The sequence below is a fragment of the Agarivorans sp. QJM3NY_33 genome (assembly GCF_050870865.2).
In the GTDB taxonomy this organism is placed as follows: domain Bacteria; phylum Pseudomonadota; class Gammaproteobacteria; order Enterobacterales; family Celerinatantimonadaceae; genus Agarivorans.
The window spans coordinates 3,368,697-3,381,599 of sequence record NZ_CP194039.2; the positions used below are offsets into that span (position 1 = coordinate 3,368,697).

Sequence of the window (12,903 nt, forward strand, 5' to 3'; positions counted from 1 at the left end):
CACTTGGAGCAGGTTGAGCAGCTGTGTAATCGTCGAAAACTATCCAGCGGTAAAAGGCGCAAGAAATTCAAGCCACCGATCTAAACCCTTATCAAGACAAGTCGCTTCGTAATATATTCTTGGTGTTCAGATATATTTACATTATAAACAATAATGAATTCATTCACTTTTATAAGATAATTGCTTTGCATTAATTTGACTACTAATCTGGCGGCTTACCAAATAAACAACCTATTGTTTGTTTTTTTAAGAAGTTCAAGAGGTAGCAAATGATATTTACCATAAAGAGAAAACTTTTATTTATACTAAGTATATTCGTTCTAATTATTATCGTATTAGGAACATTAACAACCGTTCAAATCCAACAACAAGCATATCAAACTAAGATCGTACGAGAATTAAACCAAGCAGATACTTCACTTTATCTTGCTCGCCTAGCACAAGCCGACTACATGATTTCAGAAAAATCTAAATTTAAAGAGAATGCTTATATACAAACCGAGAAAACACGGTCAATTCTCAACCAAGTTAAATCGATGATGGAAGTAGTTTCCAGTAAAAAAGAAGTTGAAAATATAACCAACAGCGTTGAAGATTTCATTGACGCATTTAGTCATTTTTCAACATCAAAACAAAATGCAATCAAAGCTCGCGGAGAATTTAGCCAAGCAGCGGCCAGTATCTCTTCGAACATCGATAACACACTGCTCTCCATTGATGATTTTTACTCGAAGAATCAGCATCTTTTTGATGAATTTGGACGATACAAGCGAGCCAAAGAATTAAAAGACAAATTCAACGATCTTAGAGTGAACATTTGGACTTACAATGCAAAATATAATCAAGAATCAGAAGGTAAAATCATCAATGAAATTGAAAACCTAAACACTCAAGCATCAGAAATAAAAAATGTCATGTTATCTGATGATACAAAAAACACTATTTCTCTCTTAGAAAGAAACTTACAAAACTATTTAGCATTATTTAAAAGGATCAAAACGGAAAATAGCAACTTAAACCAAGCCACGGATTCTATGTTAAGTTCAGCCATGATGGCGTCAAAAAAAATGACTCAACTAGTATCGATAGAACTTGGAATCGCTGAACAAAAACGCCAACAAGCAATCACCTTAATTGTCTTGGCGATTGGAATATCTATTGTGGCTGCTATTAGTATGGGATATTGGTTAATTCGTTCAATTATGAGCCCATTAAATCAATCTATATATTTTGCTCAAAGAATATCATCAGGGGATTTAACAAAAGATATCGAAATTGCCGTAAATGATGAGTTTGGTTCATTAAATACAGCCCTAAATGAATCGGCTTTGGCATTACGTAAAATTATTTCACGCTTGTCCGACTTAACAAATATTATTTCGGAATCCAGTACCATCATCAGCGGCTCAGCCAAAAAATCAACCGAATCAGTCCAAATTCAGTTATCTCAAACAGATATGCTCGCCTCCGCTATACATGAAATGGCAATGTCGACAAACGATATCTCTGAGAATGCACAAAATGCTTCAGATCAAAGCCAAACTGCAGAAAACGAGGCCAAAAGTGGTATTGATAAAGTCAAACAAACATTAGGTGCGATCAATCATCTATCTCAGGAAATGACATCATCAACGACCTTAGTAAGCAAGCTAAGTGACGACAGTCATAACATTGCCAGCATACTCAATGTTATCCGCAGTATTGCCGATCAAACCAACTTGTTAGCGCTGAATGCTGCTATTGAAGCCGCCAGAGCAGGAGAGCAAGGAAGAGGTTTTTCCGTCGTAGCCGATGAAGTGCGTAGCTTAGCTCAGAAAACTCAAAATTCTATCGCAGAAATAACAAACATTATTAATACTATTCAAGTCGGTGCAAAAAATGTCGTGCAAGCCATTTCTTCATCATCAGAGAGTACCAAAGAAGTGGTCGGCTTAATGGAGCTATCTGGTTCAGCCTATGATTCGATTGTAAATGCAATTGATGAAGTATCGCAGATGAATACCCAAGTATCTGTTGCAACAGAAGAGCAAACATCCGTCGCTAAAGAAATCAGTATGAATGTAGAACAGATCAAAACACTTTTAGAAGATAATGTGCAGACGCTCACCGAGATCGAAACACAAATAATCAAACAGCATCAGCAATCAGATGATTTGGTCAATTTGGTCTCATTTTTTAAATTATAAACTGTTGGGCCTGATACGATAATGCCCATAAATAGGATCGAGTGTCATTTCGAAAAACATACGGAATGACACCCCACAGTTCAGCAATAATTAGAGGCTACAAAGAGCTACGCCTCCGGCTTTCCGCTTTTACAAACAAGTACTCTATGTTCTTCGTTCCTACAGAGTAAGCATTGATGGAATATTTAGGTCATTAACCACCAATGCTTGTTCGCCCGTTGAGAAGATCTCTAGACATGTATAACGGCAGTGACACTAGAATATATGGGGATTAGTTAGGGTCTTCCGTCGGTTCATCATCAATCCGATGAGTCCAAGTGATAATAGAAATATTGAGCTTGGTTCAGGGACCTGAACATCGTTAGGAATATCTGAAGCTACAATTAGAAGGTTGTCTATCGCTGCATAACCGCCCCCTAACAAATCAATTCTCAATGTAACATTGCCGTTGGTATTACCATCCGTTTCAAGAGGAAGCAAAACGCTACTCCAGTCAAAAGTATCGACGTCAGAAGCCGTTCCTGATGCAACACCACTATCGAGAACCTTCCCTGAACCAGTGCCATTCACACCCGTCGGATTGTCAAACAGAGTGAACTCAAATATAGGAGTACCTATAACACCATGAGGCCCCCAAGAGCTAAGCTCAATGCTTGATATATCAGCCATAAAATTTAGAAAATCGTAATGACCAACATTAAATGACAAACCAATTAAATCGTTTTGCGGGCTATTCTGCATCCCCAAGGCATAATTCCCACCTTGGCGAGACGAGTCTAAATACCCTGTACCATAGGCTTCGTTCCCCGATATATATAGCGTTTCGACCGTCTTTTTTTGAGCGAAAGAAAAACCTGTGGGTTGATCACCATACAAGGCATTAACAGACTGCAGACTCGCATCGCCATTCCCATTAATATAACCCGTCGGATTTTCGAAATCTTGTTCGTATAAAACAACATTTGAAAATGCGCTAACTGAAATGATGCTTAATAATAAAGATAAAATTGATAGCATAATTATTTTCATTTCTACTCCATATAATAGTTTTGATTTTCCATAAGAGCGATTTAAATAGATCGCTCTCCCAAGATCTCTATACACGAACCGCAAAAAAAATCAACAAAAACAAGTGGTTATATATTGATTAATTCAACGCTAACATGCTAGGCTGAAATGAAATAAAACTGAAATATTGATTTAATCATCCCGAAGAATAGAAATATAAAAACCACAACATTCCCACTAGCAATCAAACCAACAAAATGAGAACATTTATATATATTCCTTAACAAAGAATAATGTAAGTTCGTTATTTATAAGGCTGAATGAGGGTCATTCCAATCAAGAAAATAAACGCTGACATTGAAAAAAGTGAAAAAATATCAAAGTAGACAATCAGTTAAAGCAAGAGCATCAGTACATGAACAACTTTGTGCTAATACGACTACTCTTTCCGTGGTAGGAAGCTGAATTTTCTATTTCCTGTTATACAGCAATATTTAGAGTTCGAAGATGTCTATAAAGCCAATAAATGAAGCCACTTGGTCAGAAATTTTAAAGCTTCAAGCCGAAGCTTATGCTCTGGTCGATCCGGAAAGTTTGGAAGTTCTGAAAAGTAAGTGGTTGTGTTCTCCAGAATGTTGCTTCGTGTATGAAAAAGCAGGCAACGTAATTGGATACTTGTTGGCTCATTCATGGAATAAGGATACCCCACCAAAGCTCTTTCAAGCTCTGCCAGTTGGCTCAGAGGGAACAATTCTTTTTTTACATGATTTGGCTATTTCGAGTACTGCTGCAGGTCACGGCCTAGGCAAAAAGATGGTGGGGAATTTGCTAAACATTGCGAAAAATTCCGGTTTTCAGCAGATTCGCTTGGTTGCAGTGCAAGACTCTTCTGAGTTCTGGAAAAAGCAAGGCTTTTCATCTTTAGGAAGCCAAGCGGTAGACCCCAGTTACGGTGTAGGTGCTCAGCTTATGCTTCATGAACTTTCGACATAACAATGCCAAGCACAACCAAAGCTGCTTTGTTGCGACTTCGCTTTCACCACAAAGCAGCGCGTTTGGTTAACCTGACCAAATATGCGTAGCGGCTGCCAGCGTTATGTCTATTAGTTGCGAGCGTGTTATGTCTAATAATAGCTATAAATCAGGAAATATGAATGAAAAAGTCAGCTGGAATCATCATTGAAAATAAGTCTTTATTGGTTTTGCGCTCCAAAGGGAACGATACTTTTTTGCCCCAGGAGGAAAGCCTGATATGGGAGAGTCTCCAGAAGACGCCTTAGTGAGAGAGTTAAAAGAAGAAGTTGGAATCACCATAAAAAAGGGCGACTTTTCATTTTTAACTCATATAAAGCGCCAGCTTCAGCTATTGAAAAAATTGAGCTCGAGATGGATGTTTATGTAGTCCATTCATATCAAGGTAAGCTGAAAGAAGCAGCTGAAATTGCTGAGCTAAAGTGGATCAATACCTCCAATATCAAGCAAGTTCAGGTTAGTTCAATATTCGAAACCAAGGTATTTCCAATGCTTGTTGAAAAAAATTGGTATCCTAGTCAAAAATACCCATAACAAAATTATAAAGACAGTTACTGCAACTCGTTTAATTGATGCTTTAAAATCGCTGTCTTTAACAAAAATGCGGGAAAGATGGAACATCTCCTTGTTATCACAAGGAAATTTTCTTCATAACAACCCTTATCTGTTTATATATTGCAAAGTGAAAATAAACAATGACTGATGTTCCAGATAAAATTACGTTTTATGAATTTCTTACGCCATTGATTACATCAGGTAAAAAGACAATCACGATCCGAGACAAATCTGAAAGCCATTATATTGTCGGCTCTCAAGTCGAAGTTTTCACCTTGGAAACCGATCAAAAAGTTTGCGATATAGAAATTGAATCTGTAGCACCAATAAAGTTTGATGAGATCAATGAATTCCATGCTCAACAAGAGTTTTTGGAATTACCAAGACTTAAAGAGCTCATCAAAGAAATCTACCCAGATACCAATGAATTGTTTGTGATTACATATCAGTTACGGCCAAACAACGCATAACAACTTGCGCCACGCAGGGAAAAAAATGCCCCGGGGCGGCCTTCTTTTCAGCAACTAAACTTTGGCTGAGCAAATAAAAATAGCGGTACCGTCAAAGCAAAACAGCAATCAACAGCATTCGCCAAACGAAACAATATTGAAACAAGTATTCGCCAGGGAGCGAAGTGCTGCTGATGAAGGGGCATAAAAGCCACCCCACCCCCACCGCATCGCCTTTAACTCAACCAATATAATAAAAACAGATAACAGAGCAGTTCTGATAACTGCTGAATCGCACCCAGCGCATCACCGGTATAGCCCCCGATCTGTACATGCAACCAACGGCCGAAACCAAACCGCGCCAGTAACAATACACCAACTAAAGCCACCGCTAGGCCCAAGCTTGGCAACAAGCTTAACGACAGCAGACTAATCAACAACAATACCAGGCGATCATTGTTACGACTTGGGCTGTGAGCAATGTTTAACTTCGACTGTTCACTTTGGCGCACATAACCATGGCTGTAGATAAAACTCACCGCAACACAGCGGCTTAAGGTATGAGCAATCATCAAGGCTAAGGGCACTTGATGCAACTCACTGAGACTGACATATTTGAGCAATAGTACCAACACCATGCCTATCAGCGCGTAAGCGCCCACCCGCGAATCCTTCATAATTTCCAGCTTGCGGAGCGGAGTAAAACCACCGCCAAAGCCATCGCAAGTATCGGCAAAGCCATCTTCATGAAAAGCACCGGTCATATAAATACTGGCAATCATCGATAACACCACCGCCACACTTTGCGGCCACAGCTGGGCGCTGAGCGAATACACCAAAGCGCTTAAACAACCCACCAGCAAGCCCACTAGGGGGCTGAATTTATAAGACTCGTTCTTGCGATCTTCGCTATAAGGCAGATCCGCAGGAACTGGCAAACGGGTAAAAATAGAAATCGCCAGTAGCAGAACCTGCCATTGATAGGTGATTTTAGAAGCAATTGTCATGTAAAACTTACCTGAGGCCAAAGTTGGCCATCTGAATCGTGAAAAACCGAAATGGAGATCCTTGCTGCATAGCCAATCTCCAAGCGTTGCAAGTAACTGGCGGTTCTTGGCAGCTGCAAGACGTAACGCAAAATTTGTTTAATCACCCCGCCATGGGTGACTAACAACACGCGCTTACCTCGATGTTGTTTGAGTAGCGCCTTCCAGGCACTCACAATCCGCTGTTCATAGGCCAATAAACTCTCGCCGCCGGGCGGTGTCACATGCCAGGGATCGGCCCAAAAGGCACTCAAGACTTGCTGCTCTCGCTCCCAAACCTGCTGCTTGGGCAGACCGTCCCAGTCGCCAAAATCAATTTCCATGAATTGTTTGGCCTGCAGCAGTTCTAATTGATGCTGCTGCGCGTATTGCTCGGCAAAATCACGGCAACGACGGAGCGGCGAACTCACCAATCGCTCAGCCACGGGGGCATGTTGCATGGCGGCAAACATTTGCGCCATCCCCTCTTCGGTTAAGGCAAAATCGCTATGGCCGCGAAAGCAGTCTGCCCCTTTGGGTAAACCATGGCGCAGTAAATCAATGCTGGTAGTGCTCATCTAAATCATTCTTATGTTATAGGTAAATGCGCCAATCGCTCCATTCAAGCACTGCATTGCAGTCCCGAGTGCTGTATTGGAAAGTCCAGCCTTTGGACGATCCCATTGCTACCAATGCCTTGACCTTCTGCCCAGGAGCATTGCCCACGCAGAATATTGCTCAAGGCACGTAACCATTCGCCGTGACCGACGATGATAATGTCGTGTTGCTCAGCGAAAGGGGCCAGAGAGATTAAGAAAGAATGAATTCTCGCCGCAAAATCAGCTTCCGACTCGAGCCCGGCCACACCCTGCATTTGTCGTTGATAACGTTGCTGGTAGACTCGCCACTGCTCACTTAAGTGCTGATTTTGATCGATCACCTCACCCTGTAGTTCACCAAAACAGCGTTCGCGAAGCCGCACATCAACGCTTGGTTTCAAGCCTAAACGCTTTCCCAATAGCTGAGCGCTGTGATAAGCGCGAGCTAAATCGCTGCAAAACAACAACGGCAGATGACAAGCGGGCAAAGGCAGCGTAAGCAATTGCTGCAGCGCTTGCTCGGTTAAGGGGCTATCCAGCCAGCCTTGGATGCGCCGCTGCGCATTCCACTGCGTTTGACCGTGGCGGATCAATATAAGGCTCACAACTCCCCCTTAAAGATACTGGCAACTAACTGAGGATTATAGGGAAAGTACCAATGAATATAAGAGGCTATCAACTTTTCTTGCTGCCACACCGGATCCATCTCGCGGCCCGATTGGGCAATCGGCGTGCATAATACCCACTGCTGCGACTGGGTTTTAGAATAATGAAAACTGTGACCGCGCAGTTTTTGACCGGAAAAATCAGCTTCCACCAGACCCAAGGCGCATAGCCTATCCTGCATTTGCGCCGTGGCATCCAGCACCCCACAGAGCTCGGCGCTCACCCCATCGACATCACTTAGACTTCGATTGAGATAAAGCATACCGCCGCATTCTGCCAAAATCGGCTTGCTCTGGGCATGCAGTCTGATCTGCTGCATCAATACTTGGTTGGCCTGTAAGGCTTGCAGATGTAACTCAGGATAACCGCCGGGCAAATACAGCGCATCGCAGAGTGGGAGTTCATCACCTGCAATGGGCGAGAAAAATACTAAGTGAGCGCCCAGTTTCTGCAATACATCTAAATTCGCCTGATAGATGAAACTAAAAGCCTTATCGCGAGCAATCGCGATGGTGCAGTTGGCCAACAAGAGGGGCAGAGGTTCTGCCTGGGGGGCCAGTAAGGCGACTGGGGGAGGCAACTTGAGCTTGGCGGTTTCGGCGAGCATCGCAGCCGCTAAATCCAATCGTTGATCGAGATCGGCCAACTCTTCGGCTTGCACTAAACCTAAATGACGCTCTGGCAAGGTAAGCCCTGAATTTTTTTGCAGATAACCACAAAATGTCAATGAATCGGCCAAGGCATCTTTAAGCATTTGTGCATGAGCCGCAGAACCAACCCGATTGGCAAACACGCCATACATTGCAACATCCTGACGATAATGACTCAGACCAAAGGCGATCGCCGCAAAGGTTTGTGCCATGGCGGCGGCGTCGATTACCGCCAGTACCGGGATCCCCAACACCGCTGCAATATCGGCGCTGGAACATTGGCCATCAAACATGCCCATCACCCCTTCAATCAGGATCAAATCTGCCTGTTGCGCAGCCTCGGCCACCAGAGCTTTACAGTGGGCTTCACCGCACATCCAAAAATCCAACTGATACACTGGCTGCCCGCTGGCAAAGGCCAAAAAGTTAGGATCAATAAAATCGGGGCCAGTTTTAAATACTCGTACAGTTTTACCCAAGTTAGTAAAATACCGGGCGATGGCCGCAACCACCGTGGTTTTACCACTGCCCGAACTAGGCGCGGCGACCACTAAGGCCGGACATAGGTGTTGTTGCTTAGGCAATGTTAACTCCAGTGGCTTGTGGAACGCTGGGAGCGGCTGGAGATGAAAAATCAAACTCTGGCCACAACTTTTGTAAATCGAGATGCTGTTCTATGGCATCAGCCACCCGGTTAATGCCCTGCTCGCGCAGCGCCTCAAAATCCAGCCCCTTGGCATCGCTTAAACCAGCCCAGCGTAAAATGGCGGCACAGGCTTCGCTGGATTCAAAGATGCCATGTAAATAAGTTGCAAACACCTGTTGCTCCATTCCAAATGCACCGTCGGGGCCAGAGTCTAAACTCAGCGGTGCCTGAGGACCAATCCCCGAGGTGCGGCCAGCATGGATTTCATATCCAAATACTGCTACGGATTCGGCCCCTGGCATCGTCAGAATACCCTTGCTACGCCGCAGCTGCTTGTTGTTCTGCAATTCAGTTTGTAAAGGCAAATATCCCAAACCTTCGCTTTCACCCGCAACGCCCTCGATACCGAGAGGATCCGCAATCACTTCCCCCAACATCTGCAAACCACCACAAATTCCCATCAACTTACCGCCAAACCGCAAATGCCGCTCGATTTGCTTATCCCAGCCTTGGTCGCGTAAAAATGCCAAATCACTGCGAACACTCTTCGAACCGGGCAAGATAATTAAATCCGCAGCTGGCAATGGTTGATGTTTAGCGACAAACACCAGATCCACATTGGGGTGTAAGCGCAATGGATCAAAGTCAGTGTGATTGCTAATGCGCGGTAAAATCGGCACCACTACCTTCAAGGGATGTTCCGCCTGTTTCAGCTGATTCACATTAATTGCATCTTCAGCTTCCAGCATCAAACCATGTAAATAAGGCAATACGCCTAATACTGGCTTGCCCGTTGTCTGCTCCAGCCATTGTAAACCGCTCTCCAATAAGGCTTTATCACCGCGAAAGCGATTAATCACAAAGCCCACCACCTGCGCCTGTTCCGCCTCGGTGAGTAATGCAAGAGTACCGTACAAATGCGCAAATACCCCGCCGCGATCGATATCAGCCACAATAATCACCGGCACATTGGCGGCTTGAGCAAAGCCCATATTGGCAATGTCATGCTCACGCAAGTTGATCTCGGCTGGGCTTCCCGCGCCTTCAATGAGTACGCTTTGATATTTCGCCTGTAAACGAGCAAAAGACTCCAACACATACTTCATCGCCTTAGGTTTATAGGCATGATAAGACACTGCATCCATCTCCGCATGCGCCTTACCATGAATAATCACCTGCGCCCCCACATCAGTATTGGGCTTCAGTAAAATCGGATTCATATCGGTGCTTGGCTCAATACCGCAAGCATAAGCCTGTACCGCTTGGGCGCGGCCTATTTCGCCATGGTCGATGGTAACCGCACTATTCAAAGCCATATTCTGTGGCTTAAAAGGCGCAACCTGAACGCCCCTGCGTGCCAGTACGCGACACAAACCGGCCACCAGCACCGATTTACCCGCATCTGAAGTCGTGCCTTGAACCATCAGGGCTTTAGTGCATGCTTGCATGAGCGGATCCTTGTTGCTGTTGTTGCTGTTGTTGCGGTTTCAACCATGGCGTCACCGCACTATCGAGGCTGGCGAGTAGCTGTTGTGGCTTAATTGCCTGCTGCTCGGCAAATACCAAACAAGCGCCTAAACCACAGCCTTCAATCACGTAGCCTCTTTCATACATTTGCAATGCCTTAAACTTCGAGCCATCAAAACGTAGTTCGGGAGTCAATACACGACAATTCGCAGGCAGTGCCGCGGCGATAATTTGCGAATCACCGGAGGCCATCACCCAGCGCGTAGTGGCAATGCTCAATTGTTTATCACGAAGTTGATGTTGCATGGCAATCACTGGTGCAAACATCATCACGCCTCCGGCAAAGTCGAGACGAACTAACTCCGAGTCGAGTAGTGCACAACAGGCTCGCTGAATGGGATCCGACCATTGTAAACTAGCCACATAAGGCTCCACCGCCAGCGGCAGTTGTGCGGTCTGACTCAGCAGAGATTCAATCAATTGTTCTTTTACTCGCAACTTTTCCGGATCTTTGGTACTCCCAGCAAAACTCAAGACTTGACCCAACCAACGTCGTAACCAAAGGCTGGCAAAGCTAGTGCCTCCTATTCCCGACTCGGCGATCAGATGCCGCTCGCCCGCTGCCGCCTGACGTTTCAACTCAGGAATCAACTGTTGTTGCATCAGCTGTTGCTCTGCACCCAGCGCACAGTGATGCACCACTAGGTGATCAACCATGCTGCCATTAAAATCAGGTTCATGCTCCAGGCCTAATTGATAACAATGCAGTCGAATTTTATAACCTTTGGCCTGCAGCGCGCGAAATATTCCATGAACCAAAATCGCCGGAGTCACCGAGCCGTTGGCCAATTCCGGAGAAGGCAAAAATTGGCCATCCAGTAAGGTATTCGCCTGACCACAGGCAATCAACTCGGTATCGCGCGAGGGGTGCAATTGCATCAGCCCGTCACCTGCGCCCGCGTCACTAATCTGATGTAGGTTTGGGATCGGAGCAACCGAGTTTAAAGTTATAAAATTCAACCACATAATATTCATCCTTTGAGATGCATGGGAAGGCCAGCGGTGACCAACGTCACCTTGTTTACTTGGGCTGCAATCGCTTGATGTAGCCAGCCAGCTTGATCTACAAAACGACGCGATGACTCACCCATCGGCACTATGCCACAACCCACTTCGTTGCTAACTAAAATCACTTGTCCAGGAAGTTGGGCCAAGCTGGTCAGTAAACTTTGCTTACGCTCGGGCCATTGCACCTGGTCAAACTCAAACAGGCAATTGCTCAACCACAGGGTTAAACAATCCACCAAAATGCAATTATCGGCGCGGCTATGGGCGAGTAATGCCTCGGACAATGCAACTGGCTCTTCAATCACTTGCCAGTGGGCTGGACGCTGCTGTTGATGCATTGCCACCCGCTGCGCCATCTCGGGATCACGCACCTGAGAGGTGGCAAGATAAATCACGCTTTTGCCCGATAGCTGCGCCTGTTGCTCGGCGTAAGCACTTTTCCCGGAACGGGCACCACCCAAAACTAGTTCAATCCGATTCGCCATCGCTGGTCTCCTTGATGGCGCGGCTTAACTGTTGCAACACCTTGGTTAATTTTGTCCAATCAGCCTCACTGGCGGGTAAACCAAAGCGCAGCGCATCCCCTTCGTCACATAAACGGGTGTAAATTTGGGCTTCACAGAGTTGCCTATGCCAGTCACTTGCTTGCACCAGATAAGCGCTGGTAAATAGCTGGCTGCCCGCCAGCCGACAGTTTAAATATTTCGCTAATAATTGATTAAGGCGCTGCGAGGCTGCGCCTAACGCACGCTTGGTTTGCTGCTGCCAGGGTTTATCGAGCAGTGCCTGTTGTACTACCCAGCGACAAGGACCTGCCACCGTCCAAGGACCCAGCCGATGCGCCAACGCTACCTGCATGGCCAGCTCGGCAAATACAAAACCAACCCGCGCCCCAGCTAAACCAAAAAATTTACCTACCGAGCGCAGCACCACCAGATGCGATAAATCCAGCTCAGGGTGCAATAAAGAGCACTGCGGTGTGCAATCCATAAAGGCTTCGTCCACCAGTAAATACCCGCCTCTGGCAGCCAGATGCTGGCGCAACTCAAGCAGTTGCTGCACCGAATAGCGCTCCCCGCTTGGGTTATTGGGATGAATCACCACCAGTACATCGCTGCGAGCCACCAGCTGCGGGCTAGGGAAATCATCATAAAACAGCAACTCGCACCCGCCGCACTGTTGCCAAGCATGTTGGTGCTCTTTATAGCCAACTCTAGGCAACGCCACCACGGCCTTCGAACACTCGAGACGCGCCAAAATAATACTCGGCAAGGCCATAATCGCCGCCTGAGAGCCAGCCACCGCCAGCGGTTTAAACGGCGCATTATAATAACGAAGAGCGGCCTGTTCTAAACCGTCATCGATTTGCGGCAAATGCTGCCAAACCTCGGCAGGCAGGCTGCCCACCGGATAGGCAAAAGGGCTCACCCCAGTGGAAAGATCCAGCCAGTCGGTCAATGCTCCGCCGTAACGAGCCACCTGCTCACGCAAATTCCCACCATGCTGTGGCGCGACTGCCTTCATTCTCTGCTCCTCAATCAAGTCATCCCCT

General features: G+C 45.8%; 14 protein-coding genes. 5 read left to right on the forward strand and 9 right to left on the reverse strand.

The window, feature by feature from the left end; genetic code table 11:
• The first annotated feature begins 269 nt into the window (after positions 1–269).
• Positions 270–2,186, forward strand: a complete 1,917-nt coding sequence (locus tag ACRRSY_RS15170) for a methyl-accepting chemotaxis protein (RefSeq protein WP_432452405.1) — start codon at positions 270–272, stop codon at positions 2,184–2,186.
• Positions 2,187–2,441: 255 nt separating this feature from the next.
• On the opposite strand, the gene ACRRSY_RS15175 is transcribed toward ACRRSY_RS15170, so the two are convergent.
• Positions 2,442–3,215 (reverse strand): PEP-CTERM sorting domain-containing protein, encoded by a 774-nt coding sequence (locus ACRRSY_RS15175; protein WP_432452404.1) that lies wholly within the window; start codon positions 3,213–3,215, stop codon positions 2,442–2,444.
• A 486-nt stretch (positions 3,216–3,701) separates the two neighbouring features.
• Between ACRRSY_RS15175 and ACRRSY_RS15180 the strand changes: the two genes are divergently transcribed.
• The 4 genes from ACRRSY_RS15180 to yqfB all read left to right on the forward strand — a co-directional run bounded on the left by ACRRSY_RS15180 (position 3,702) and on the right by yqfB (position 5,251).
• Positions 3,702–4,187, forward strand: coding sequence for a GNAT family N-acetyltransferase (locus tag ACRRSY_RS15180; RefSeq protein WP_432452403.1), 486 nt, complete (start codon positions 3,702–3,704; stop codon positions 4,185–4,187).
• Positions 4,188–4,446: 259 nt separating this feature from the next.
• Entirely contained in the window at positions 4,447–4,596 is a 150-nt protein-coding gene (locus tag ACRRSY_RS15185) for an NUDIX domain-containing protein (protein ID WP_439033329.1), read from the forward strand.
• A complete protein-coding gene (locus ACRRSY_RS15190; protein ID WP_432459757.1) occupies positions 4,581–4,760 on the forward strand; it encodes a hypothetical protein in 180 nt (59 codons plus the stop codon). The genes ACRRSY_RS15185 and ACRRSY_RS15190 overlap by 16 nt, the downstream gene beginning before the upstream one ends.
• Before the next feature lie 161 nt (positions 4,761–4,921).
• Entirely contained in the window at positions 4,922–5,251 is a 330-nt protein-coding gene (yqfB, locus tag ACRRSY_RS15195) for a N(4)-acetylcytidine aminohydrolase (RefSeq protein WP_432459758.1), read from the forward strand.
• Positions 5,252–5,466: 215 nt separating this feature from the next.
• On the opposite strand, the gene ACRRSY_RS15200 is transcribed toward yqfB, so the two are convergent.
• The 8 genes from ACRRSY_RS15200 to cobD are packed head-to-tail and all read right to left on the reverse strand — an operon-like array spanning position 5,467 to position 12,875.
• Complete coding sequence (locus ACRRSY_RS15200) at positions 5,467–6,237, reverse strand: adenosylcobinamide-GDP ribazoletransferase (RefSeq protein ID WP_432459759.1); 771 nt, start codon at positions 6,235–6,237, stop codon at positions 5,467–5,469.
• Complete coding sequence (locus ACRRSY_RS15205) at positions 6,234–6,833, reverse strand: histidine phosphatase family protein (protein WP_432459761.1); 600 nt, start codon at positions 6,831–6,833, stop codon at positions 6,234–6,236. The genes ACRRSY_RS15200 and ACRRSY_RS15205 overlap by 4 nt, the downstream gene beginning before the upstream one ends.
• A 44-nt stretch (positions 6,834–6,877) precedes the next feature.
• The gene (locus tag ACRRSY_RS15210) at positions 6,878–7,459 is read right to left on the reverse strand and encodes a histidine phosphatase family protein (RefSeq protein WP_432459762.1); all 582 of its coding nucleotides are present in this window, start codon (positions 7,457–7,459) and stop codon (positions 6,878–6,880) included.
• Positions 7,456–8,754, reverse strand: a complete 1,299-nt coding sequence (locus ACRRSY_RS15215; protein WP_432459763.1) for a cobyrinate a,c-diamide synthase — start codon at positions 8,752–8,754, stop codon at positions 7,456–7,458. The genes ACRRSY_RS15210 and ACRRSY_RS15215 overlap by 4 nt, the downstream gene beginning before the upstream one ends.
• Entirely contained in the window at positions 8,747–10,264 is a 1,518-nt protein-coding gene (locus tag ACRRSY_RS15220) for a cobyric acid synthase (protein WP_432459764.1), read from the reverse strand. Before ACRRSY_RS15220 ends, ACRRSY_RS15215 begins: the two co-directional genes overlap by 8 nt.
• Complete coding sequence (locus tag ACRRSY_RS15225; RefSeq protein ID WP_432459765.1) at positions 10,248–11,309, reverse strand: hypothetical protein; 1,062 nt, start codon at positions 11,307–11,309, stop codon at positions 10,248–10,250. Before ACRRSY_RS15225 ends, ACRRSY_RS15220 begins: the two co-directional genes overlap by 17 nt.
• A gap of 5 nt (positions 11,310–11,314) precedes the next feature.
• Positions 11,315–11,836: a bifunctional adenosylcobinamide kinase/adenosylcobinamide-phosphate guanylyltransferase gene (gene cobU / locus ACRRSY_RS15230; RefSeq protein ID WP_432452394.1), complete on the reverse strand. Its 522-nt coding sequence runs from the start codon at positions 11,834–11,836 to the stop codon at positions 11,315–11,317.
• Positions 11,820–12,875, reverse strand: coding sequence for a threonine-phosphate decarboxylase CobD (gene cobD / locus ACRRSY_RS15235; RefSeq protein ID WP_432463601.1), 1,056 nt, complete (start codon positions 12,873–12,875; stop codon positions 11,820–11,822). Before cobD ends, cobU begins: the two co-directional genes overlap by 17 nt.
• Positions 12,876–12,903 lie beyond the last annotated feature (28 nt).